The organism is Streptomyces sp. NBC_00390, assembly GCF_036057275.1.
Taxonomy (GTDB): domain Bacteria; phylum Actinomycetota; class Actinomycetes; order Streptomycetales; family Streptomycetaceae; genus Streptomyces.
In genome coordinates this window covers 2,190,986-2,212,943 of the sequence record NZ_CP107945.1, presented here as the reverse complement: position 1 = coordinate 2,212,943, position 21,958 = coordinate 2,190,986, and the positions used below count along the sequence as shown (strand labels likewise).

18 protein-coding genes are annotated in these 21,958 nt (G+C 71.8%); 17 read left to right on the top strand and 1 reads right to left on the bottom strand.

The features are described from left to right. Position 1: 1 nt before the first annotated feature. The 17 genes from OHS70_RS09030 (at position 2) to OHS70_RS08950 (ending at position 20,676) form a co-directional block, all read left to right on the top strand. Positions 2-667, top strand: coding sequence for a DUF4255 domain-containing protein (locus tag OHS70_RS09030; protein ID WP_328395507.1), 666 nt, complete (start codon positions 2-4; stop codon positions 665-667). Next, positions 667-2,688 carry an ATP-binding protein gene (locus OHS70_RS09025; protein ID WP_328395505.1) on the top strand — a complete coding sequence of 674 codons (2,022 nt, stop codon included), beginning with the start codon at positions 667-669 and terminating at the stop codon, positions 2,686-2,688. Before OHS70_RS09030 ends, OHS70_RS09025 begins: the two co-directional genes overlap by 1 nt. A gap of 151 nt (positions 2,689-2,839) precedes the next feature. Then, a complete protein-coding gene (locus OHS70_RS09020; protein WP_328395503.1) occupies positions 2,840-3,553 on the top strand; it encodes an eCIS core domain-containing protein in 714 nt (237 codons plus the stop codon). 2 nt (positions 3,554-3,555) lie between these two features. Next, positions 3,556-7,122, top strand: a complete 3,567-nt coding sequence (locus OHS70_RS09015) for a hypothetical protein (RefSeq protein WP_328395501.1) — start codon at positions 3,556-3,558, stop codon at positions 7,120-7,122. 187 nt (positions 7,123-7,309) lie between these two features. Continuing rightward, complete coding sequence (locus OHS70_RS09010; RefSeq protein WP_328395499.1) at positions 7,310-8,893, top strand: phage tail sheath family protein; 1,584 nt, start codon at positions 7,310-7,312, stop codon at positions 8,891-8,893. Positions 8,894-8,933: 40 nt separating this feature from the next. Beyond that, on the top strand, positions 8,934-9,377 hold the full coding sequence (locus OHS70_RS09005) for a phage tail protein (RefSeq protein ID WP_100110404.1): 444 nt from the start codon (positions 8,934-8,936) through the stop codon (positions 9,375-9,377). A gap of 7 nt (positions 9,378-9,384) precedes the next feature. Beyond that, a complete protein-coding gene (locus OHS70_RS09000; protein ID WP_328395493.1) occupies positions 9,385-9,870 on the top strand; it encodes a hypothetical protein in 486 nt (161 codons plus the stop codon). Next, positions 9,870-10,022, top strand: a complete 153-nt coding sequence (locus OHS70_RS08995; protein ID WP_384038645.1) for a DUF6760 family protein — start codon at positions 9,870-9,872, stop codon at positions 10,020-10,022. Before OHS70_RS09000 ends, OHS70_RS08995 begins: the two co-directional genes overlap by 1 nt. Positions 10,023-10,097: 75 nt before the next feature. Then, entirely contained in the window at positions 10,098-12,566 is a 2,469-nt protein-coding gene (locus OHS70_RS08990) for a hypothetical protein (protein ID WP_328395489.1), read from the top strand. 28 nt (positions 12,567-12,594) lie between these two features. Next, positions 12,595-13,035 (top strand): phage tail protein, encoded by a 441-nt coding sequence (locus tag OHS70_RS08985; RefSeq protein ID WP_328395487.1) that lies wholly within the window; start codon positions 12,595-12,597, stop codon positions 13,033-13,035. Positions 13,036-13,040: 5 nt separating this feature from the next. Further along, positions 13,041-13,823 carry a CIS tube protein gene (locus OHS70_RS08980; RefSeq protein ID WP_328395485.1) on the top strand — a complete coding sequence of 261 codons (783 nt, stop codon included), beginning with the start codon at positions 13,041-13,043 and terminating at the stop codon, positions 13,821-13,823. Then, positions 13,813-15,666 (top strand): VgrG-related protein, encoded by a 1,854-nt coding sequence (locus OHS70_RS08975; protein WP_328395482.1) that lies wholly within the window; start codon positions 13,813-13,815, stop codon positions 15,664-15,666. The genes OHS70_RS08980 and OHS70_RS08975 overlap by 11 nt, the downstream gene beginning before the upstream one ends. 96 nt (positions 15,667-15,762) lie before the next feature. Continuing rightward, positions 15,763-16,044 carry a PAAR domain-containing protein gene (locus tag OHS70_RS08970; RefSeq protein ID WP_328395480.1) on the top strand — a complete coding sequence of 94 codons (282 nt, stop codon included), beginning with the start codon at positions 15,763-15,765 and terminating at the stop codon, positions 16,042-16,044. Between the two features lie 5 nt (positions 16,045-16,049). Then, positions 16,050-16,475 carry a GPW/gp25 family protein gene (locus OHS70_RS08965; RefSeq protein ID WP_328395478.1) on the top strand — a complete coding sequence of 142 codons (426 nt, stop codon included), beginning with the start codon at positions 16,050-16,052 and terminating at the stop codon, positions 16,473-16,475. After that, positions 16,472-18,412 carry a putative baseplate assembly protein gene (locus tag OHS70_RS08960; RefSeq protein ID WP_328395476.1) on the top strand — a complete coding sequence of 647 codons (1,941 nt, stop codon included), beginning with the start codon at positions 16,472-16,474 and terminating at the stop codon, positions 18,410-18,412. The genes OHS70_RS08965 and OHS70_RS08960 overlap by 4 nt, the downstream gene beginning before the upstream one ends. A 21-nt stretch (positions 18,413-18,433) precedes the next feature. Beyond that, the gene (locus tag OHS70_RS08955) at positions 18,434-18,949 is read left to right on the top strand and encodes a phage tail protein (RefSeq protein ID WP_328395474.1); all 516 of its coding nucleotides are present in this window, start codon (positions 18,434-18,436) and stop codon (positions 18,947-18,949) included. Positions 18,950-19,125: 176 nt separating this feature from the next. Beyond that, positions 19,126-20,676 carry an AfsR/SARP family transcriptional regulator gene (locus OHS70_RS08950; protein WP_328395472.1) on the top strand — a complete coding sequence of 517 codons (1,551 nt, stop codon included), beginning with the start codon at positions 19,126-19,128 and terminating at the stop codon, positions 20,674-20,676. 10 nt (positions 20,677-20,686) lie between these two features. Here the strand turns inward: OHS70_RS08950 and OHS70_RS08945 are convergent, their stop codons facing one another. After that, entirely contained in the window at positions 20,687-21,193 is a 507-nt protein-coding gene (locus OHS70_RS08945; protein WP_328395470.1) for a discoidin domain-containing protein, read from the bottom strand. Between the last annotated feature and the right edge of the window lie 765 nt (positions 21,194-21,958).

The window sequence follows — 21,958 nt, the reverse complement described above, 5'->3', positions numbered from 1 at the left end:
CATGATCCATGAAGTGGACGAGGCACTGCGGGACCTGGTGCGGGGCGAGGCGTTGGGGGAGGGCGCGGACGTCGAGGTCGTCTTCGACGCGCCGACCAGGGAGTGGGCGGCCCGGCGCAACACCCCCACCGTGAACCTGTACCTGTACGACATCCGCGAGGACCTGCGGCGACGCTCTCGCGGACGGCAGAACATCTACGACGAGCAGGGCCGGGTCACGGCCCGGACCCTGCCGCCGCGCTACTTCAAACTCTCGTACCTGATCAGCGCGTGGACGCAGCGGCCGGAGGACGAACACCGGCTGCTGTCCTCCCTGTTGGCGTGCTTTCTGCGGCACGACGCACTGCCGGGCGGACGGCTCGGGCCCGAGCTGACGGCGACGGGGCTGCCGGTGCCGGTGTCGATCGCGCTGCCACCGCCGGAGGACCGGGCCTTCGCAGACGTGTGGTCGGCGCTGGGAGGGGAGCTGAAGCCTTCACTCGACGTGGTGGTGAGCGCGCCGGTCACCACGGCACCGGTCTACCCGGCGGGGCCACCGGTGGAGGAGGGACTGGCGGTCGACCTGTCGGACGTCCATGCGCCGACCACGCCCCCGGCGTCCGTGCCGGTCCCGGCGCCGCGTGGCCCGCGACGCACGCGCCGCCCGGGCGACCGGACGGGAGCCTGATGGAACATCTGCTGGGACGGCTCGGGATCGTCGAGGCGCGCGTACGCCGGGCCGTGCAGGCACGAAGAGCCGTGGACCCGGAGGCGGACGACCCCTTCCGGGGCCTGTACCTGTCGGAGGACGCGGTCCTTCGGATCCTGGACGAACCGGCGGCCGTGCCATGGCCGGACGACCCGGTGGACGTGCCCGACCGGGAGGCCCCGGAGCGGGCTGCCGAGTCCTCCAGGCTGTCCACGCTCCAACGGAACTTCGGCCTGACGCCGCTGGACGTGGAGCTGCTGCTGATCGCGCTGGCACCGGACCTCGACCGCCGGTTCGAGCAGTTGTACGGCTACCTCAACGACGACGTGACGCGCCGGCGCCCGACGATCGGGCTGGCCCTGGGCCTGTGCGGGGTGGCCGCGGTCTCGGCCGGGGCGCGGGCCCGGCTGGCGGCCGACGGGCCGCTGGTGGAGGGCGGCCTGCTGCTCGTGGAAGAGCCGGAACGCCCCTTCCTGGGAAGGTTGTTGCGGGTCCCGGACCGGGTCACCAGCCACCTGCTGGGTGATGACGCCATGGACCCGGCACTGGTGGACGTGATGCGCCCGGCGCGGGCCGAGGCCCTGCCCGAGGGGGTCCTGGGCGATCTGCCGGGGCGGCTCGCCGGGGCCGTACGGGACGGGATCTCCCCGGTGTATCTACGGGAGGCTGCGGGCGGCACCGCGCAGGAGCTGGCCGTCGACGCCTTGGCCGGGGCGGGGCGCACGGCGTTCGTCCTCGACCTGGCGAGGCTGGCCCGGCAGACCGGCCCCGAGGCGCTGGTCAGGGCGGCCGGCCGGGAGGCCGTGCTGGCAGGGGCGGGCCTGATCGCGGCCCCGGTGGAGGCGTTGACGGAGCGGCTGGAGCTGCTGCGGGCCCTGGCCGGGCTGCCCGTACCGGTGATGCTGGCCGGTCAGGCGGGCTGGGACCCGCAGTGGGCGGACCGTACGCCCCTGCTGGTGGAGATCGAACGGCTGGGTGCCGCGGCGCGGACGGCACTGTGGCGGAAGGTGCTGGGGGAGGGGAGTGCGGGGGACGCCGTGGCGGCCTTCGTCCTCACCCCCGAGCAGATGCGGCGCGCGGCGTCGACGGCACGACAGCAGGCGGTCCTGGCGGGAGGCCCGGCGGGCGAGGCGGAACTGCTCCACGGGGCACGGGCGGAGAACACCTCCGGCCTGGAGCGGCTGGCCCGCCGGATCCAGCCGGCGGTGGGCTGGGACGACCTCGTACTCCCGCCGGGCGTACTGCGTCAGCTGCGGGAGCTGGCGGCGCGGGCCAGGCACCGTGACCGGGTGCTGGGGGACTGGGCGATGCGGCCGGGCGGCGGGCGCGGGCGCGGGGTGATGGCGCTCTTCGCCGGGGACTCGGGCACCGGCAAGACGATGTCGGCGGAGGTCATCGCCGGGGCGCTGGGACTGGACCTGTACACGGTCGATCTGGCGACGGTCGTGGACAAGTACGTGGGGGAGACGGAGAAGAACCTGGAACGGATCTTCACGGAGGCGGCCGGCGTCAACGGGGTGCTCCTCTTCGACGAGGCGGACGCGGTCTTCGGCAAGCGCTCGGAGGTGAAGGACGCGCACGACCGCTACGCCAATGTGGAGAGCGCGTATCTGCTGCAGCGGATGGAGACCTTCGACGGGCTGGCGGTGCTGGCGACGAACCTGCGGGCGAACCTGGACGAGGCGTTCACGCGCCGCCTGGACCTGGTGGTGGACTTCCCGCTGCCGGTCGCGGAGCAGCGAGAGGCGCTGTGGGACCGCTGCCTGGGCAGGGCGCTCCCGCGAGCGGACGACATCGACCTGGTCTTCTGCGGGAGGGCGTTCGAGCTGGCGGGTGGCGACATCCGCTCGGCGGCGGTCACGGCGGCCTACCTGGCGGCGGAGGCTGAGCGTCCGGTCTCGATGGCGGATCTGGTGGCAGCGGTGGCGAGGGAGTACCGGAAGCTGGGCCGGCTGTGCCTGGAGAGCGAGTTCGGGCCGTATGTGGGCCTCGTGCGGTAGCCGTCGACCGGTGTCGCCTGCCCGAAGGGGCAGTTGGCCCTGCCCCCACGGGACACCGGAGGTCTCTACCCGAGCGGCGCCGCACGGCGGATGGTGGCAGGTGAGCAAGGCGAGCCGAGCCCTCACAGCGGCACCCGGGTCAGGGGGAGAGATGCAGGGACACGAACACGGCCACGAGCACGACGCGGAGTGCGTGGCCGGTCCGCGGCCCAAGGCCGAGCAGGAGAACGCGGGCGCCCCCGATGCCCTGCTGCTCAAGGCGGCGGCCGGCGGGCGGGCCGATGTGCTCGGCCCCGGCGGGATGCTGCGGCTGCAACGGGCCCTCGGCAACAGCGGTGTCGGGGCGGCGGTGCAGCGCTCTTCCGTCCACGACGTCGTGAACTCCGGGGGCGGCCGGCCGCTCGATGCCGAGGTCCGCGCCGACATGGAGGCCCGGCTCGGGCACGACTTCGGCGACGTACGGGTTCACACGGACTCCGCCGCGCATGAATCGGCGAAATCGGTCAACGCCCATGCGTACACGGCGGGTTCGCACGTCGTCTTTCAGCGGGACGCGTACGATCCCGGCTCCCACCAGGGCCGTACGACTCTGGCGCACGAGCTGACGCATGTCGTGCAGCAGCGGTCGGGCCCGGTGGACGGCACGGAGACCGCCGGGGGTATCAAGGTCAGCGATCCGTCCGACCGGTTCGAGCGCGAGGCCGTGGCCAATGCCGAACGGGTGATGGCCGCCCCGGCTCCCGTGGCCCCCGCCGCCCCTGTGCAGCGGGAAGCCGAAGAGGGCCAGGAGGCTGCCGTCCAGGGCATGTTCGTGCAGCGCGCGGCGGCCGAGGAGGCCGAAGAGGACGAGGCCCCGGCGGAGTAGGGGTGAAGGCCACAGCGGACCGGGCCGCCGGGGACGAGCCCGCACGGGAGACCAAGGCGCCGCTGCGCCGGGCTCCGGACGGCGGGCCGGGCGCGGCCACCCGGCCCCGGGCACTGGACCCACGAGCGGTGCAGCGGCTGCAGGCCCGTGCCGGGAACGCCGCAGTGGCCCGACTCGTGGCGAAGCCGCAGCCGGCACCCGTACAGCGGCTGGACTCCGGCTCCGCGCTGCCCGTGGCACCCACCGGCCTGACACCGGAGACGGACCCGCGCTTCCAGAAGGTCGCCGGGGGCATCCGGGCCAAGAAGAACGCCCTGGCGGCCCATCCGAGTACGTCGTCCCAGGTGAAGGCCGCCCAGGACGCGGCGAAGCCGCCCGGCGACGACAAGGAGGCGCAGGCCAAGGCCGCGCAGGCCGGCGAAATGGGCGCGGCGAAGCCGGGAACCTTCGACAAGGAGGCCTTCGTCGCGGCCGTGTCCGCCGCGATCGCGGCAAAGGCGCCCAAGTCCCTGGACGAGGCCGACAAGTTCACCCAGTCGGGCAAGACGGACGAGATCAAGTCCCAGGTCTCCGGCCAGGTGAAGGCGGGCAAGGAGGGCTCGGCCAAGGACATCACCGAGAAGACGGCCAAGGCCCCCGACGAGTCGAAGGCCGTCGAGAAGCCCGTCACCCCCCTGTCGGGACAACCCGCACCGCCCACGCTCGCGCCCCCGGACCCCAAGGCGGCCGCGGTGGCGAAGGCCCCGCCCGAGCAGACCGACCTGAGTACGGGGCCCAAGGAGACCGACGCCATGATGGCGGAGGCCAAGGTCACCCCGGAGCAACTGGCGCACTCCAACGAGCCGCAGTTCAAGGAGGCGCTGGACGCGAAGAAGGCGACCGACGCGCACGCGGCGACGGCACCCGACCAGTTCCGGGCGGCGGAGGCGGTGCGGGTGGCAGCCGAGCAAGGCGGCGCGGCCGCCGTAGGCCCGGCCGGCATCCAGGCGATGAGGGTGGCGAAAGCGGGCGCCGCACAGCAGGTCGCGGCGGGCCAGGGCGCCGCGCAGTCCAAGGAGGAGCAGGAGCGGGCGCGCGTCGCGGCGGAGATCAAGGGGGTCTTCGACACGACGAAGAAGGAGGTCGAAGGCATCCTCGGCGCCCTTGACACCGAGGTCGAGACGGCGTTCGACAACGGTCAGAAGGCGGCGAAGGCGGCCTTCGACGCCGACCACCAGACCAAGATGAAGGCCTGGAAGGACGAGCGCTACTCCGGCATCACGGGCGCGGCCCGCTGGCTCGCCGACGCGGTGCTGGACCCGCCGCCGCGCGCCAACCAGATCTTCGCCGAGGCGCGACTGGTCTACGAGCGCGAGATGCGGGCGGTCATCTCGAACATCGCGGACCTGATCGGCAAGCGCCTGGCCGACGCGTCCAACGCGATCGCGCGCGGCAAGCAGAACATCGCCGCCAAGGTCGCCGAACAGCCCAAGAATCTGCGGCAGTTCGCGCAGCAGGCGGCGAACGACATCGGCGGGGAGTTCGAGCAGCTCGAGTCGTCGGTCTCGGAGAAGTCCCAGAGCCTGGTACAGGACCTGGCGGACAAGTACGTCGCTGCGCGGGGCGAACTCGACGAGGAGATCAAGAAGCTCCAGGAGGAGAACAAGGGCCTGCTGAGCAGGGCGAAGGCCGCGATCGTGGAGACCGCCGCGACCGTCCTGAAGCTCAAGGACATGCTCCTCGGCGTCCTGGCCCGGGCCGCCGGCGCCATCGACAAGATCATCACCAATCCGATCGGTTTCCTCGGCAGTCTCGTCAACGCGGTCAAGGCAGGGGTGACGGGCTTCGCCGCGCGGATCGGTGAACACCTCAAGAACGGCCTCAAGCAGTGGCTGTTCGGCCAGCTCTCGGCGGGCGGCATCGAGATCCCGGAAACCTTCGACGCCAAGGGCATCCTCAAGCTGATCCTCTCCATCCTGGGCCTGACCTGGGCCAACATCCGCGCCCGCATCGTGGCCCGGATCGGCGAACGTGCGATGGGGGCGCTGGAGACCGGCTTCGAGATGGTCAAGGTCCTGGTGACGGAGGGCGTCGGCGGGCTCTGGAAGTGGATCGTCGAGAAGCTGTCCGACCTCAAGGACACGGTCATCGGCGCGATCAAGGACTTCGTGACCGAGAAGATCGTCACGGCGGGCATCACCTGGATCGTCTCCATGCTGAACCCGGCGTCGGCGTTCGTGCGCGCCTGCAAGGCGATCTACGACCTGGTGATGTTCTTCGTGAACCGCGCGGCGCAGATCAAGAGCTTCGTCGACTCCGTCCTCGACTCCATCGAAGGCATCGCACGGGGCGGTGGCGGAGGCGTCCCGGCCCTGATCGAGCAGAGCCTGGCGAAGGCGGTCCCGGTGGTCCTGGACCTCCTGGCCAGCTTGTTGGGGCTGGGCGGTATCTCGGCGAAGATCAAGGAGATCCTGCAGAAGGTCCAGGCGCCGGTGATGAAGGCGGTGGACTGGGTCATCGGCAAGATCGTCAGCGCGGGCAAGAAGGTCCTGAGCAAGCTCAAGTCGAAGGTCCAGGGCGGCGACGACAGTCCCGAGGGCAAACAGGCCCGGCTGGACAAGGGCGTCGCCGCGGCGGTCGCGGCTGCCAATCGGTTTGCGGGGCGACCGGTCACCAAGGCGATGCTCACACCTGTCCTGGCCGCCATCAGGACCAGGTACGGCTTGGCCCGGCTTGACTTGGTGGAGGCGGGCCCCAAGTGGGCGGTCGAGGGCGAGATCAACCCGAGGAAGCAAGCCGACACCGAGGCTGACCGGATTGCGGCTGCGAAGGACAAGGCGCTGGCGGACGAGGTGGCGCGGCTCAAGGCGGAGGTCGAGGCCGCCGTGGCGGAGAAGAACGCCGCCATGCCGCAGATCCAATCGATCAACCAGCGACTGCAGGAGCTCGGTCCGCGCATGCGGAGCCTGCCGGACGGACCCGAGCGGGCTGAGCTCAAGCGGCAGTATGACGTGCTGGTGGCCGAGCGGGCCGAGGTCATCGACGAGCTCGCCGGCCATGTTCGCAATGTCGAGGCGAAGAGCACGCGCTACGGAAACGCCGTCGAGCGGCAGGAGAAGGAGCGGATCGAGACCCTCGGCAAGCTGGTGAAGAAGTTGCGCAGCGACAAGACGTTCAAGGCGGCGAATACGGCGGCTGCCAAGAGCGGGCCCAGGGGGCAGGACGTGCTGGGCGTGATCGAACCAAGCCCGAGCTCCGGCAAATCCGAGGGTGTCACCGCCGACCATGTGTTTCCCATGAGCAAAATCGCCCGCCTGCCCGGGTTCCTGTCACTGGACCACCACGGCAAGGTCGCGGTGTCGTCGTGGGCGGAGAATCTCAAGCCGCTGCGACGCAGCGTCAACAGCCAGCGCCAGGACCGCCCATGGAGCTCGATGGGTTCGGTGCTCCAAAACCACCCCCAAGTGAAGTCCCTCCCCGGCCTGAGCGGCAAGATCAACGAACTGTCGGCCCTGGAGGAGCGCATGGAGAAGACGCTGGCGGAGGAGATCGCCGACCGCCTGCGTTCCCCTCGGACCCCTGCCCGTTGACCGTCCAGCAGGGCCGCATGGGTCTGCTGCGCGCCCGGTACGGACGTTCGACCTCGATGGGCGCAGCACCAGGCGATGCCCGAAGGGGCACCCCTCGGTTCCCTCAGGGCCGTACGACAGGTCATGACCTTGAAAGGCCACGCGGCGCACGCTTGGGACGACCGTTACGTTCCAGGGGAGGGCCAGGATGCCGTCGTACCTGTCACCAGGCGTCTACGTCGAAGAGGTCGAGGCCGGCTCGCGCCCGATCGAAGGCGTCGGGACCGCCGTGGCCGCCTTCGTCGGGCTGGCTGCCGAGGGGCCGTACAACAGGCCGACCCTGGTGACGAACTGGAGCCAGTTCGCCTCCACCTTCGGGGACTTCATGGAGGGGTCGTACCTGGCCCATGCCGTCTACGCCTATTTCCTCAACGGGGGCGGGACCTGCTACGTCGTACGGATCGGCGGTGACGGCGAGTCTGCCGCCCAGGAGCCGCGGCCCACGGCCGCCGCCGGGAAGCGGGGGAAGGCAGGGTCGCTGCCCGCGGGGCCGCGCAGTGGGCTCGGCGGGTTTCAGGTCGCCGCCCTGGAAGGTACGGGCGAGGGGATCGCTGTCGAGGTGGCGGACGCCAAGGGCGAGTCGCCGGGCGAGGACGCCTTCACGCTGAACGTGAAGCGTGGGGACCGGGTCGAGGAGACCTGGGAGGTCTCCGCCAAGCGGAGCCAGCGCAACTACGTGGTGACGGTGGTACGGGACAAGTCGCGGCTGATCACCGTGGAGGACGCCGGTCCCGCGCAGGCGCTGGGCCGGCCCGAGAACCAGACGGTGGGTCTCGCCCCGGCACCCGCGCCCGCCGTTCCGGCCGCCGTTCCGGCGGTCCTCAGCCCGTCCGACTATGTCGGCAGCGCCGACGAACGCACCGGGTTCGGCGGCCTGGAGACCATCGACGAGATCACGATGCTGGCCGTGCCGGACCTGATGAGCGCCTACCAGCAGGGCGCGCTGGACGCCGAGGGCGTCAAGGCCGTCCAGCTGGCGATGATCGCCCACTGTGAGCTGATGGGGAACCGCGTCGCGATCGTCGACCCACTGCCCGACCTCTCGCCGCAGCGGGTCAAGGACTGGCGGATGACGGGCGCCGGATACGACTCCAAGTACGCGGCCCTGTACTACCCCTGGGTGAAGGTGGCCGACCCCACGGCCCCGAAGCAGACGAAGTTCGTCCCGCCGAGCGGGGCCATGGCGGGCGTATGGGCCAGGAACGACGAGAGCCGCGGCGTGCACAAGGCCCCCGCCAACGAGGTCGTGCGGGGAGCCGTGGACCTGGCGGTCCATCTGACCAAGGCCGAACAGGATCTGCTCAATCCGATCGGTGTGAACTGCATCCGCAGCTTCCCGGGACGCGGGGTCCGGGTGTGGGGCGCGCGGACCCTGTCGTCCGACCCGGCCTGGCGCTACCTCAACGTCCGGCGGCTGTTCAACTACATCGAGGAGTCGATCCTCATCGGCACCCAGTGGGTGGTCTTCGAACCGAACGACGACGCCCTGTGGGCCCGGATCCGGCGGACCATCTCGGCCTTCCTGGTCAACGAGTGGCGCAGGGGCGCCCTGTTCGGGCTGACGCCCGACGAGGCCTTCTACGTGAAGTGCGACCGCGAGACGAACCCGGCCGAGGGGATCGACGCCGGTCAGGTGGTCTGCGAGATCGGGATCGCGCCCGTGAAGCCGGCCGAGTTCGTGATCTTCCGGCTGGCCCAGTTCTCGGGCGGCACCAGCCTCGTCAACGAGTAGAGCAGCCAAGCGGAGCATGAGCAGGTAAGGGGCGGATGGTATGGCACTGCCGGACATGGACACCTCGGTCGGTCACTCCTTCGGGCTGGAGATCGACGGGGTCGTCATCAAGCAGATCAACGAGGTGACGGGCCTGAAGATGGAGCAGGACGTCATCGAGCTGAAGCAGAACACGGCTGACGGCAAATACGTCATCAAGAAGCTGCCGGGCCGGCCGAAGGCGGGCGAGGTCACGCTGACGCGCGGTCTGACCGCGGACAACAACTTCGAGAAATGGATCAAGGACGCCCGGTTCGGGAAGATGGGCACGGCCCGCAAGGGCGGCGCGATCATCGTCTTCGACTACGAAGGCCAGGCGATCAAGCGCTACACCTTGGTGAACGCCTGGCCCAAGAGTCTGGAGATCAGCTCGCTGAAGGCGGGCGACACCAGTGTCCTGACCGAGAAGCTCGTCATCACGTACGAGCAGATGGACGTGGCGTGATCGCCTGATGCGACGGAAGATTGCGCCGACGGCGGCCGCCGGGGAGAAGGCCGAGGCGGGTGCCGAAACGGTCGAGGCGGTCGATGCGGTCCAGGCCCCGGCCGGGGGCGGAGCCGACTCGATGCGGACCGAGTTCAGCTTCGAACTGCCCCGCGGATATGTCGACGAGGCAGGGCGGCTGCACCGTAGCGGGGTGATGCGGCTCGCCACCGCGCGCGACGAACTCGTACCTCTTCGGGACGACAGGGTGCGCGAGAACCCTGCGTATCTGTCGGTGGTGCTGCTGGGGCGGGTGGTGGAGCGGATCGGCTCGGTGACGAATATCCACGCGGGTGTCATCGAAGACCTGTTCGCCTCGGACCTGGCGTTCCTGCAGGACTTCTATCGGCGGATCAACGCCGAGGGGCACACCCGGGCGCAGGTGACCTGCCCGTCGTGTGACACGGCCTTCGCGGTCGACCTCGCGGGTGGTGGGCGCCTGGGGGAATCGTGATGTACGCGACGGAGCAGCTGTACGACGAAGTCGCGTACATCGCCTACCACTTCCACTGGCCGATGGATGTGATCCTCGACCTGGAACACCTTGAGCGGCGCCGGTACGTCGAGCAGATCGCCCGCCTGAACCGGCTGGCCGGGGGGCGGTGAGCGGTGGTGTTCGACGCGCTGCGGAGCTGGTTCCGGGGAAGCGCCCCCGCGCCTTCGGCCGGCCCGGAGCCGGCCATGGCGCCGGCCGCCGTACCGCATCCTGAGGCCGATGGCGGCTGGCGTGAACTACCGGTGCAGCGGCTGACGTTCGCGGTACCAGAGCTGGTGAGCGATCCCAAGGGATTCGGCGACTCGCTGGCATCCTGGCGCAATCCGTCGCTGCAGCGCCGACTGGGGCATGCGGTGAGCGCGGATGCACCGGCGGGGGTCGTCGGTGGAGTGCTGGAGCCGCGTCCACGGCCTGTGTCCGTGCAGAGGTGGGAGCCGTCGGGGGCGGGAGAGATACCGCCGCACGGCCGGCCGGCAGGGCAGACGGCCGGCGACGAGGCGGTTGCGGCCACCCGGCAGGTCGAGTCGGACCGGCCGGTTCCGTCGGTCGACGAGGCCCATCCTGGGACCGTCACGGAGGCGGTCGCCCCCGTAACACCGGTGGCTCCTGCGGTGGTTCCTCTCGCGCCGCAGCAGTCGTTGACTGTCGCCCGGGAGGTGGAGCCGGTGCTGCGGATGCTTCCGGTCAGGCCGTTGCCGGCGGTTCCCACCCTGACGGCGTCGCGCGAGGCGGTGCCGGTACAGCGCTTGGGAGGGGAACCGCAGCCCGACCCGGGACCCGAGGCGGTGGCGGCTTCCGCGGACCCGGAGCAACCCCTGGTGGGGGAACGGCCCGTGTTCCAGGCCGGGCCCGCAGACGCCCTTGCTCCGGTCGCGCCCGTTGCGGTGCAGCGGGCGCAGGACGTGGTTCCTCCCGAGGGAGAGGAGCGGTCGTCGACGGCGGAGCATCCCGTCCTGCCGGTCATCGCCCCGGCTCCCCCGGGCGCTCCGGGGAACGGGCAGCACCGGGACGTCTCGCGTGTCCCGGAGCGGCCTTCGGTGGAGCCGGAACGGGCTCCGGCTCCTGTGCAGCATGTGCAGCGGGTGGCTGACGACCCCCTGGGTCACTCCCGGCGCGAGGAGCGGCCGAGCATGCCCTCGCCTCCCATGGATCCGCTGGATCCGCCGGATGCGAGGCCTGATCCTCAGCCGGAGCTCCAGACGGTCGAGGAGGCCGCTGCCGACCCGGTGGCGGAGACGGAGACGGTGGCGGAGACGGAGGAGCGTCCCCTGATCGGGGAGCAGCCGATGACCTCCGTGGGCGCACGGCCCCCGGCGGCCCCCGAAGCCCCGGAGCCTTCGGTACCTCCGGCGCTCGCGCCGCTGTCCCCGCACCTGCCGATGGAGCGGCACGTCCGCCACGAGGGGCCCGCGGTACAGCGCTTGAGCGAGGAGATCCAGGCCGCGGTTGCCGAACCGCCGGCTGAGCGCCCGCTGGTGGGGGAGCAGCCGCTCAGCCCTGCGGGCGCTCCGTCACCGGGGATGCCGGAGCACGCTCCGGCCCCGCGGGTCGGACTGGGGGGCCCGCTGCCGTCCGTGCCGGGAACCGCGCCCGTACAGCGACAGGAGCTGCAGCCTCCTGTCCCACCGGGCGCCGCCCCCGCGCCCCGGCGGCTGGGCCTCGGGGCTCCGCTGCCCGCCGTACCCGTACCCGTACCCGAGTCCGTACCCGTACCCGTACCCGTACCCGTACCCGTACCCGAGTCCGTACCCGTACCCGAGTCCGTATCCGCACACGCATCAGCTCTGCCTCCGGCTCTCGAGTCGGCGGTGCCCGTGTCTGCCCCGCCGGAGGCCCTGCCCTCGGCCGCGCAGGAACCGACCGCGGTACCCGTTCCCGTTCAGCGTCAAGAGGAGCCGCTGACCGTCGTACGGGCCACCCCGCTTCAGCGGGCCGCGATGCCCCTGGTCCCGGAGCCGAGGCAGGAGAGCGTGGCCGGGCTCGTGGGGGAGCGTGGACTTGAGCTGAAGTCCGCACCCGTACCCGCCCGTGTGCCCGCGCCTGACACCGAGGCCCCGAGCCCGGAACCACCGCCCGTGCCGCCGGCGGCCGTGCCGGTGACCTGGGTACCCTCGACCGCCTCTCCCGCGTCCGTGCAGCGATCCGTCCGCGGGGAGCCGACGGTTCCGAGGCACGACGAGGCGGTGGCCGCACCGCCTGTGGCCCTACCGTCCGCGGCCGTACCGTCCTGGGCACCACCGCCCTTGGCCGCACCTCCCATTCAGCGATCCGCGGCGCCCGGTTCGCCCGCGTCCGTGCCCTGGGAGCCCGTACCTGTACCCGCGTCCGCGCAGCGCGTCCCGGTGCCCGAGCCGCCACCCGAGCCGGCCGTGCCGGTGTCATGGGCGCCCGCGCCCGCTCCCGTACAGCGAGCACCCGAGCCGGCACCGCCGCCGGAACCGGCGTCGGGGTCTGAGCCGCCCCCACCGCCACAGCAACTCCCTGCCCAGGCAGGGCAACCGGCCGCCGCCCCGGCCGCCTCCGCCGCTCCCGGCGGCGGTGAGTCCACCGACGAGCTCGTCCGGCGGCTCGTCGGGCCCCTGAGCCGACTGCTCCGCGCCGAACTGCGGCTCGACCGGGAGCGAGCCGGTGTACGACTCGACCCCCGCCACTGAACGTCACCGAAAGTCCTGAAGGGAAGACATGGCTCAGAACCAGCAGCCGGACCCGGCCGTGAGCGTGTGCTTCACGGTCGAGATCGACAACATCAACCTAGGGGCGTTCAACAGCTGTGAGGGCCTCGGCTGCGAAGTGGTCATGGAGCAACGCGAGGAAGGCGGCAACAACGGATACGTCTGGCAGCTGCCGTCCCGGATCAAGTACTCCAACATCAAGCTGAGCCGGCCCGTCACCAAGGACACCGAAAAGGTCACCGCCTGGCTGTCCGGCATGATCAACGGCGCTGCCCGGAAGACCGCGCACATCAGCGCGATGACCGTCGAGGGCACGGTCGTGGCGCGCTGGAGCCTGATGGACGTGGTCCCGGTGCGCTGGACCGGGCCGTCCCTCAGCCCGGAGAACGTCAAGGTGGCCACCGAGACCCTGGAGATCGCCCACCACGGCTTTCTCCACGGGGGGAGTTGAGGCACATGGCCGGCCAACCTGTCGCGTTCATCGCCTCCGCGGCTCCGCCCGGCCCCGCCGATCCGAAGGGGAGCAGCGGCTCTCGTCCCAAGCTCGAACGGGCCTACCTGGAGTTGCGTCAGCCCCCGGCCGACGGCGGGACGACGACCCCCGGCCCGCGCATGGGTCAGATCGACTTCCAGTTCAACCCGAAGGAACTCACCCTCGCCAAGACCGCCAAGTGGGAGCGGAAGACCGCCAAGGGCGCCAAGAAGGCCGGGCCCGCGGAGTTCAAGGGCGCCGGGCCGTCCAAGCTCACCCTGGAGATGTTCTTCGACGCCACCGGCAAGCAGGACGACAGCGTGGTGTCGGCCGTCGAGTCGCTGCTGTCCTGCTGTGTGCCCACCGACCAGACCCACCAGAAGCAGCAGGGCGTGCCGCCGTGGGTGATCTTCCACTGGGGCGGGCTCACCGGTTTCGTCGGGTACGTCAGCCAAGTGCAGGCCAAGTACACCCTGTTCACACCCGGCGGCCTGCCCATCCGGGCCACCTGTCAGGTGACCCTGGAGGAGATCAGCGGGCCCGTGCCTGGCCAGAACCCCACCTCGGGTGCGCTCGCCGCCCGCCGGGTGCACCGGGTGGTCTCCGGGGACACGCTCGCGCTGCTCGCCTGGCGGGAGTACGGGGATCCGGCCGCCTGGCGCGACATCGCCGAGGCCAACGGCATCGACGACCCGATGCGCCTGGTGCCCGGGACGGAGCTGCTGCTGCCCGCCGCCGAGGAGATCGGGGCCCCGCATGGCCGGTGAGAGCTTCGCCAACACCCTCGCCGTCGAGGTGAACGGACAGCCGCTGCCCCCGCCCGTCGCCGAACTGATCGTCTCCGCCTACGTCGACGACTCCACCCAGCTGCCCGATCTGTTCGTCGTGCGTTTCCGCGACCCCCACCACCTGGTGCTGCCCAAGACGGGCATCACCATCGGCACGCCGATGAAGCTGTACGCGCGCGCCGGGGACGATCCGCAGCGCCGGCTCCTGGTGTCCGGCGAGGTCACGGCCGTCGAGATCGACCTCGACGCCACCGGCACCTTCACCGTGGTCCGCGGGCTCGACCACGCGCACCGGTTCTTCCGGGGCCGCCGCGTCGCCGGGTATCGGCAGATGACCGCCTCCGACATCGCCGTGCAGGTGGCCAAGCGGGCCGGGCTGCCCGTCGGCAAGGTCGACTCCACGACCACGGTGTACGAGCACCTGGCCCAGCCGGGCATCACCGACTGGGAGTTCCTGCACCGGCTGGCGGATCTCGCGGGTGCCGAAGTCGCCGTCGTCGACGGGAAGTTCACCTTCCGGGATCCGGCGAGGGCCGAGACGGCGCCCGCCACCTCCACCCGGCCGCAGGCCAGCCCCTACGTGCTCGAGTTCGGGCGGAACCTGCTGCGCTGCCATGCCGCGGTCACCGCCAGCGACCAGGTCCAGCAGGTCGAGGTGCGCGGCTGGGACGTGCAGGCCAAGGCCGCCGTCGTCGGCCGGGCTCCCGCCGACCGCAGCGAACGGCTCCAACTCGGGCTCGCCCCGGGCCAGGCCGCCGGTCCGTTCGGCCAGGCCGTCTTTCTGGCCACGGACACCCCGTACGGCACGCAGGCCGAGGCCGACCAGGCCGCGAAGGCGCTCGCCGCCGACCTCGCCGCCTCGTTCGCGGAGCTCGACGCGGTCGCCATGGGCATTCCGCAGTTGCGCGCCGGGACGGCGGTCACCCTCGCCAACGTCGGGGTCCCCTTCGAAGGGAAGTACACGATCTCCGGCAGTCGGCACGTCTTCGATCCGGACACCGGCTACCAGACATGGATCACGGTGGGCGGCCGCTCCAACCGCTCGCTGTACGGGCTCGCCTCGGGCGGGGGCGGCGGACTCCCCCAGGACCGCATCGGCGGGCTCGTCAACGCGACGGTGACCGACACCCGGGACCCCGAGGGCCGGGGCCGGGTGAAGCTGGCCTTCCCCTGGCTGGACGGGGAGTACGTCAGCGACTGGGCCAGGACCGCGGACCTCGGCGGCAAGGGAGGCGGAGGCATCTTCGGTCCGGAGGTCGGCGACGAAGTGCTGGTCGGCTTCGAACAGGGCCGGGTGGACCGTCCCTATGTCCTCGGCGGGCTCTACAACGGCCAGGACAAGCCGTCCGAGCACGACTGCGCGCTCGTCGACTCCACGAGCGGGGCCACCAACCGCCGTTCCCTGGTGACCCGTTCCGGCAACCGGCTGGAGCTGCTGGACGCCGCGAACGGGCCCAAGGGCGTACGCCTGGCAACCGGCGACGGCAAACTCACCCTGCACCTCGATCAGAAGACCACCTCCGTCACCGTGCACAGCGACGGCAAGGTCGAGATCACCGCCAAGGAGAAGGTCACCGTCAAGGCCGAGCAGGGCATCAGCATGGACGCCGGCACCGGAAAGCTCGAACTGTCCGGTCAATCCGTCCAGGTCAAGGCCCAGACCGGGGTCGACGTCGACGGCGGTGCGGGCGCGGTGAAGCTGCAGACCAACGGCCAGGTCGAGGTCAAGGGCACCACCGTCGGGGTCGACGGGAAGGCGAGCACCGAGATCAAGGGCGGTGCCAGCTGCTCCATCAGCGCCACCCTCGTCCGCATCAACTAGCCATGTCGACCAGCCGTGACAACCGACCGCAGCAGCCAACCGCATCAACCCAGCGCATCAACCCAGCGGATCAACCAGCCTGAGGAGTCGTACGAGATGCCGCCTGCCGCACGTGTCGGTGACCCCACCGGGCACCCGGGGGTGATCGGGCCGCCCGGGGTGCCCACCGTGCTCATCGCGGGGATGCCCGCGGCCGTCGTCTCGACCCCCCACATCTGCTCGTTCCCGCCCCCGGCCGTGCACCCGCCGTCCGTGATCGCCCCGCCCGGCTGCCCCACCGTTCTCATCGGCGGCATGCCGGCCGCGCGCGTGGGCGACCTGGCCGCGTGCGGGGCGCCGATCGTCATGGGCGCGGTCACCGTGCTGATCGGGGGCTGAGGGCGGTGGGAGAGCAGTTCATCGGTTCCGGCTGGGCCTTTCCGGTACGGACCGACGCGACCGGGGCCGTGGCCCTGGTCGGCGGGGACCGGGAGATCGAGGAGAGCATGCGGCTGATCCTCGGCACCGCACCCGGCGAGCGGCCCATGCGCCCGGAGTTCGGGTGCGCGATCCACGACCACGTCTTCGCGCCCGCCGACGCGGCCACCGCCGCCCACCTCGCGTACGAGGTGCGGCTGTCGCTGGAGCGCTGGGAGCCACGGATCGATCTGGTCGACGTCAACGTCACCTTCGACGCGCAGGACGAGGGCACCCTCTACATCGACATCCGGTACGCGCCCCGGGGCACGAACGACCCCCGGAACCTGGTGTTTCCGTTCTATGTGATCCCCGCACACGAGAACGGCTCCGCGGAGGCAGGTGACCGGTGAACCTGCCCGAACCCAATCTCGACGACCGGCGCTTCCAGGACCTCGTCGACGAGGCCAAGCGGATGGTGCAGCAGCGCTGCCCCGAGTGGAGCGACCACAACGTCTCCGACCCGGGCGTCACGTTGATCGAGGCATTCGCGCACATGACCGATCAGCTGATCTACCGGCTGAACCGGGTCCCGGACAAGAACCACCTGGCGTTCCTCGACCTGATCGGGCTCACCCTGCACCCGCCCACGGCCGCCCGCACCGACGTCACCTTCTGGCTCTCGGCGCCGCAGGACCAGACCGTGCAGGTGCGGGAGGGGACCGAAGTCGCCACGCACCGCACCGAGACCGAGGAGGCGGTGGTCTTCTCGACCGTCCGGGAACTGGTCGTCGTCCCCGTGGAGTTGACCGCCCTCGCCGTCGTCACCGGAGAACCGGACTCCGTGGCCGCCGACCAGGGGTCCGAGCTGGCCGGAGGCCACGGGGTGCCCTGTTTCTCCGCCGTGCCGCGCCCCGGCGACGCCGTGCTCTTCGGCCTCTCTCGGGCCGCGCCGTCCTGCGTGGTGGCGCTGCGGCTCGACTTCCCGGTGGCCGGCCACGGCATCGACCCCGAACACCCGCCGCTGGCCTGGGAGGCATGGACGGCCGAGGGCTGGACCCCCTGCGAGGTCGACCGCGACGGCACGGGCGGCTTCAACCGGCCGGGCGATGTACTGGTCCAGCTGCCCGCCGGGCACCTGGCCTCCGTGGAGGCCAGGCAGCGGGCAGGCTGGCTGCGGTGCGTGGTGCAGGCCCCCGTCGAGGGGCAGCGTACGTACTCGGCGACCCCGGAGCTGCTGTCCGCCGAGGCGTTCACCATCGGCGGGACAGCCCCGGCCGTGCACGCCGAACGGGCGGGCGAGGAACTCCTCGGGGTTTCCGAAAGCGTGCCCGCCCAGTCGTTCACGCTGGACCGGGCACCCGTGGTGGCGGGCGGTCCGCCGTTCGTCGTGGAGACCGCGGCCCCCGGAGGCGATTGGACGGAGTGGACCGAGGTCGAGCACTTCGGCGAATCCGGCCCCCGGGACCGGCACATTCGACTGGACCGAAGCACCGGTGAGGTGAGTTTCGGCCCGGCGGTACGGCAGGCCGACGGCACCCTCCGCCAGTACGGGGCCGTTCCCGCCAAGGGCGTCCCGGTGCGGGTCCGTTCGTATCTCGCGGGCGGCGGACGGCGCGGCAATGTGGCGCGCCGCGCGCTCGCCGTGCTGCGCAGCTCGATCCCGTACATCGCACGGGTGGAGAACCGGAGGGCGGCGAGCGGCGGGGTCGACGGCGAGGAAGTGGCGAACGCCCGGTTGCGCGGTGCATCGGCGCTGCGCACCCGGGAGCGGGCCGTGACGGCCGACGACTACGAGTACCTGACCAGGCAGATGGCCCCCGAGATTGCCCGGGTACGGTGCGTGGACGCGGGTGCGGGCGGGGTACGGGTGCTGCTGGTCCCGGCCGCCGAGGACGACGGCGAAGGACGCCTGGAGTTCGGGCAGATGGCCTGCCAGGACCAGCTCCTGGCCCGGGTCGCGGCGTATCTGGACGCGCGGCGCATGCTGGGCGCACGGCTGGTCGTCGAGCCGCCGTACTACCAGGGCGTGACGGTGGTCGCGGTGCTCCAGGCGGCGGCCGGCGTCCCGGCGGCCAGGGTGCAGCGGGCCGCGCTCGCCGCCCTGTACCGCCGTCTGAACCCGCTCACCGGCGGGCCGGACGGGGGCGGCTGGCCGTTCGGGCGGGCCGTGCACAGCGGCGAGGTCTTCGCGGTGCTCCAACAGGTCGCCGGGGTGGAGGCGGTGGAGAGCGTACGGCTGTTCCCTGCGGACCTTCAGACCCGCCGGCGCGGCGAACCGGCGGAGCGGATCACGCTGGACGCGGGCTCGCTGGTCTTCAGCTACGACCACCAGGTGCGGGTGGTGTGACACGAGTGGAGGTGACCGGTGATGACTGAGCGCCGGATCGTGCCGGGGCTGCGGACCAGCCATCCGCTGGGAGCCCGGTTGCCGGGCGTGTACGCGGACGACGACCTCGTCCACCGGCTCACGGATGCCCTCGACGAGGTCCTGGCGCCCGTGCTGGGTGTGCTCGACAGCCTTCCCGCGTACTTCGACCCGCGCCTGGCCCCCGACGACTTCCTGGCGCTGCTCGCGGCCTGGGTGGGCGCGGAGGGCGAGGTACGCGGAGCGGTTCCCGCGCACGCCACCCGGGGCACCGCGAAGGGACTCGCGGAGCAGATCTGCCAGGTGTTCGGGGTCACCCCGGAGATCGAGGAAAGCGGCGGCACGGTGTGGTCGGCCACCGCGCTGACCCCGCTCCCGGGTGCGCCGCAGCCGCACCTGACCGTGCGGCTGCGGGTCCCCGGCACGGAGTCGGTGGACGAGGCGGCCGTGTCGGCACTCGTGGCCCGCAACCGGCCGGTGCATCTGCCGTTCACCGTCCAGGTGGTCGCGGAGCCGTAGCGGGGCGTACGCCCTGCGCGCCGTCGCCCGGCCCGCGGCCGCGAATGACCACGGGCGCACGGAACACCCAGGGAGCACGCATGTTGCACGCCCAAGCCCCTATGGGGTAATCAGTTACTCCGCCGGTGCGGAGAGTGAGCACCATCCTTGACCTCCTGTCGGGGGAGGAGGCCCTTATGCACGAAACCGTGTGCGAGCGTCTGGTGCCGGGGCTCGCTCGGGGGACGGCACCGCTGACGCTGCTCGTCGCTCCAGCCGGGTACGGCAAGACCACCCTGCTCACGCGGACTGCGGAGGCCTTCCCCGGGAAGGTGCTGCACTGGCGGCCGTGCCGTGACACTCTCGGGGTGCCTTCGCTGCTCGCCAGTCTGGGAAAGCAGTTGGAGCTTCCCGACCCGGTGTCCGTGGAGATCGTCCTGCTGGCGGTCGAGCACCGCGCGGATCCGGTCCTGCTGCTCGTCGACGGGGTCCACCACGTGCACGGCAGCCCTGCCGAGGCATTACTGGAGGAACTGGCCGTGCTGGCGCCGCGGAACCTGCGGCTGATCCTGGCCGGCCGTCGGATGCCCGCGCTGAACCTCACCCGGCTGGAACTGGCCGACACCGCCGTGCTGCGCGCCCGTGAACTGCGGCTGGGCGAAAGCGAGATCGCCTCCGTCTTCCCGGACGCCCCGGAGGTCACGCGGGAGCTCGCCGAACTCACCCAGGGCTGGCCCGGTGTCCTCAGCCTCAGCAGGCAGGCGGTGCTCGCGGGCCGCGATCCGCTGGAGTCCGCCGCCCTGCGCACCTATCTGGACCGGGAAGTGCTGGAGGCGTTACCGCCCCGGCTGGTGCGTGCGATGGAACGGGGACCCGATGACCCCGGCGGCCACGACGGGGCCGACGCGCCGGAACTCGCCGAGGAGTACGGCCTGGAGACCGAAGTGCCGCTGCTGCGGGCGCATCTGGCCCGGCGCTGCGCACGGCCGGACCGGCACGCGGGCACCCTGCACCGCACCGACGGGGCTCCGTCCGCGTCGCTGTCTCTGCGCTGCTTCCAACGGTACGAGGCCACACTGGCGGGGCGCCCGCTGGACTGGAGCCGCACCCGGCCGCGAGTACGGGCGCTGGCCCGGCTGCTGTCCGTCCACGCGGGGCGGCCCGTCCACCGGGAGGAGCTGATGGCCGCCTTATGGCCGGAGAGCCCGGCACATACGGCCGGACGCGGACTGCAGGTCGCGGTCTCGGCCCTGCGGACCGTCCTGGAACCGGGCACCGGACGAGGGAGGGCCCAGGTGCTGGTGCGGTCGGGAGAGGCGTACATGCTGGTGCTGGCCCCCGGGGCCAGCTGCGACGTGCAGGCCTTCGAGGCCGCGGCCGGGGAGGGCCTGCGGGCGGCAGCGCGCGGGGATGCGGATCGGGCGGCCGGGGCGCTGGGGCGGGCCCTGCGGCTCTACACCGGGGAGTTACTGCCGGAGGACGGCCCGGCGGAGTGGGTGGTGCCGATCCGTGAGCAGTATCGCAACCAGGCGGTGCGGGCGGCCCACGCGCTGGCCGAAGTGGAACTCGGCCGGAACCGCGCGGCGGCTGCGGTGGCGGCCGCCGCGCACGCGCTGTCCCTGGACCCGTTCCAGGACGCGGTGTGGCGGTTGCTGATCGCGGCCCACCGGCAAGCCGGTGACCCGGTGGCGGCCCGGCACGCGGAGCGCCGGCACGCGCAGATGCTGCATACCCTGGGTGTCGTTTGAGACACCCGGCTCAGCGCCGTCTGAAGAATTCGACCTCGGCGAAGGCGAGATACCGGTCGGCCCGGCCCCCGTACACACCCTGGACCGTGAGCCGGACCCGGACGGCATCGCTGACGGCGAGGTGGAAGCGCTGCCCTCCCGGCACGTCGGCCAGTCGGACGGTCTTGACGGTCGTCCGGCCGTCCTTCGAGGTGACGGTTATCAGCAGACTGCTGGGCCGCGCCTGGGTGAGGAACTTCTCGGCAGTAGGCGAGCTGCCGGGATGGACGACGAGATCGAGCAGCCGGACGGGTTCGGCGAACGCGGCCTCCAGATACTCACCTTCGGCGGCTCCGGGCAGCGCGGGTGTCCAGTACTTGTCCGTGGTCCCGTCCACGGCAAGGGTGGCCGGGTGCTGCTTCCCTGCACTCGATGCCGTCACCTTCACCGCATGCATCTGCTCCGTCTTCGACGTCCGGTCCCTCACGGCCTCCAGCGCGCGGCCGGCCTCGCCGCGGAAGACGTACCCGACCGCCACGAGGACGCAAAGCACCAGCAGAGGCAGGACGAACCGCGGCCGCCGCCACTGCCGGCGCGGTGGCCGCTCCCCGGCGACGGGCTTCGGCCTGGAACGGCGTGTGAACAGCCGCCGCCACCAGGGCGGCCGGGGTACGACAGGGGCGTCCGCAAGGGAGGCACCGCAGCGTCGGCAGTAACGCCTCGTCGGCACGTTTCCGCTGCCGCACTGGCCGCAGATGAGGTCCCCGGCCTGGGGCGGCGGTTCGGCGGCATCTCCGTGCCGCGACGGCGGCGGCACCGGACGCCCGGGCTCCTCGACATGAGGCTGAACGGCGCGCAGGGGCGGGGCGGTGGGCTTCGGCGGGACGGTCGGCCCGCTCGCCTGGGCTGCGGGTTCCTCCCGAGGCACGGCGACGTCCGGCCCTGTCGGGGTCGGGACTGCGGCATCCGGCTGAGCCGCGGCTGCCGGGGTGTTCGGCCGCGACCACTCGAGGAAGGCCCCGCAGGCGCCGCAGAACTGCTCCCCGGGATCACACCGATTCCCGCACACTGCGCAGTTGACCACGGACCCCTCACCCCTTCCGCAACCCATGCTGCGCCAGGCGGTGCCTCCCGCACACGCCTGCAAGGGCAACCACCCAAGCGCCCGCCGCTGCCCTTTCGGGCGCCGTACTGCGACCTGGGCCGGGGCGAGGAGGCGGCGGGGCTACGACTCCAACCTCAACCGGGAAGAGCTGCGTAAACGACGGATCCTGCCCGTCATCTCCCGCAAGGGTGCCCCTAA